The organism is Micromonospora sp. NPDC049580 (assembly GCF_040675595.1).
Taxonomy (GTDB): Bacteria; Actinomycetota; Actinomycetes; order Mycobacteriales; family Micromonosporaceae; genus Micromonospora.
This window is the reverse complement of record NZ_JBFAPG010000812.1, coordinates 1-1,320: the sequence shown is the minus strand read 5'-3', so window position 1 is coordinate 1,320 and position 1,320 is coordinate 1. Positions and strand designations below refer to the sequence as shown.

Here is a 1,320-nt window from a genome sequence, read left to right as displayed (position 1 = left end):
GAGCGTCAGCAGCCGCTCGCGCAGGCGGGCCGCGTCGGCCACTCCGAGGTACGCCAGCGGCGCCTCGGTCTTGCCTCCGCCGACCACCTCCAGGCGCAGCTCGGCCAGGCCGGTGAGCTGGGCGAGCAGCGGGCGGACCACCTCCACGGCCTGCAACCGCTCCAGCGGGATGGCCCGGGTACGCCGCCAGAGCAGCCCTTCGTGCACCCGCAGTTCGCGGCCCACCACGTGGTAGCCGGTGTTGTACCAGCTGATCACCGACAGCACGGTCGCGCCGAGCGCCAGCACCACCACCATGGCGGCGAACCAGCCGAAGCCCACCCGCGACAGCGTCGACCAGGACAAGCCCGCGATCACCACGACCAGCGACTTGGCGCCGTGCAGCAGCGGGCTGAGCGGGTGCAGCCGCTGCCGCGGCTCACCGTCACCGCCGCCCGGCGACGCCGGCCAGGGGTAGACCGCCCCGGGCGGCACCCCAGACGGCCCCGCGGGGTACGGCACCCCAGGCGGTCCCGCGGGGTACGGCGGAGCAGGCGGACCGGGATGTGGCGGAGTGGGCGGGCCAACGGGGTGCGGTGCGCCGGCGGCAGGCGCGCTGCCGGCGGCAGGCGCGCTGCCGGCGGCAGGCGGTGCGCCGGCGGGAGGCGCGCTGCCGGCGGGCAGCGGAGGCCGGGTGTCCGGCTCGGCGGGACCGTCGCTCATCGGGCCGGCTCCCGGCGGTGCCGACGGTCACCCGCGCGGGCGGTCACAGCCCCTCCGCCCGGTCCTCGCCCAGCGCGGTGAGCCGGTCGCGCAGCCGGGACGCCTCCGCCGGACGCAGCCCCGGCACCCGCGCGTCACTGGCGGCCGCCGCCGTGTGCAGCTGCACCGTGGCCAGGTCGAAGGCACGCTCCAGCGGACCGGCGCTCACGTCGACGAACTGCATGCGGGAGTACGGGACGATGGACAACCGCCGGACCAGCAGCCCGTGCCGCACCAGCAGGTCGTCGTCGCGCTCGGCGTAGCCCCAGGCGCGTACCGCGCGGACGATGGCTATGGCCCGCCACGCGCCGAGCACCACCACGAGGGCGAGTGCGAGCCCGAACAGCCAGTGGCCGCTCAGCGCCCAGCCGATCGCGGTCACCGCCAGGCCGATGGCCACCACGACCGCGAGCCGGATCAGCTCCACCCAGATCAGGTTGGTGGAGATCGGCTGCCACCGGACGGTGTCCGGCCAGGGCTCCAGCGGCCCTCGCCCCGACGACTGCGGACCGGAGTGGGTCACCGAACCCGTGCCCGACGGCAGGAGACCAGGCGACGGCAGGTCGGACGGGGGCGGAC

The 1,320-nt window shown here is 76.5% G+C and carries 2 protein-coding genes; both read right to left on the bottom strand.

Translation table 11 applies throughout. The features are described from left to right. The coding region (locus tag AB0J68_RS32270; RefSeq protein WP_363942688.1) for a PH domain-containing protein at positions 1–474 on the bottom strand (474 nt) is incomplete at its 3' end. Positions 475–745: 271 nt separating this feature from the next. After that, positions 746–1,285 (bottom strand): PH domain-containing protein, encoded by a 540-nt coding sequence (locus AB0J68_RS32265; protein ID WP_355067174.1) that lies wholly within the window; start codon positions 1,283–1,285, stop codon positions 746–748. Between the last annotated feature and the right edge of the window lie 35 nt (positions 1,286–1,320).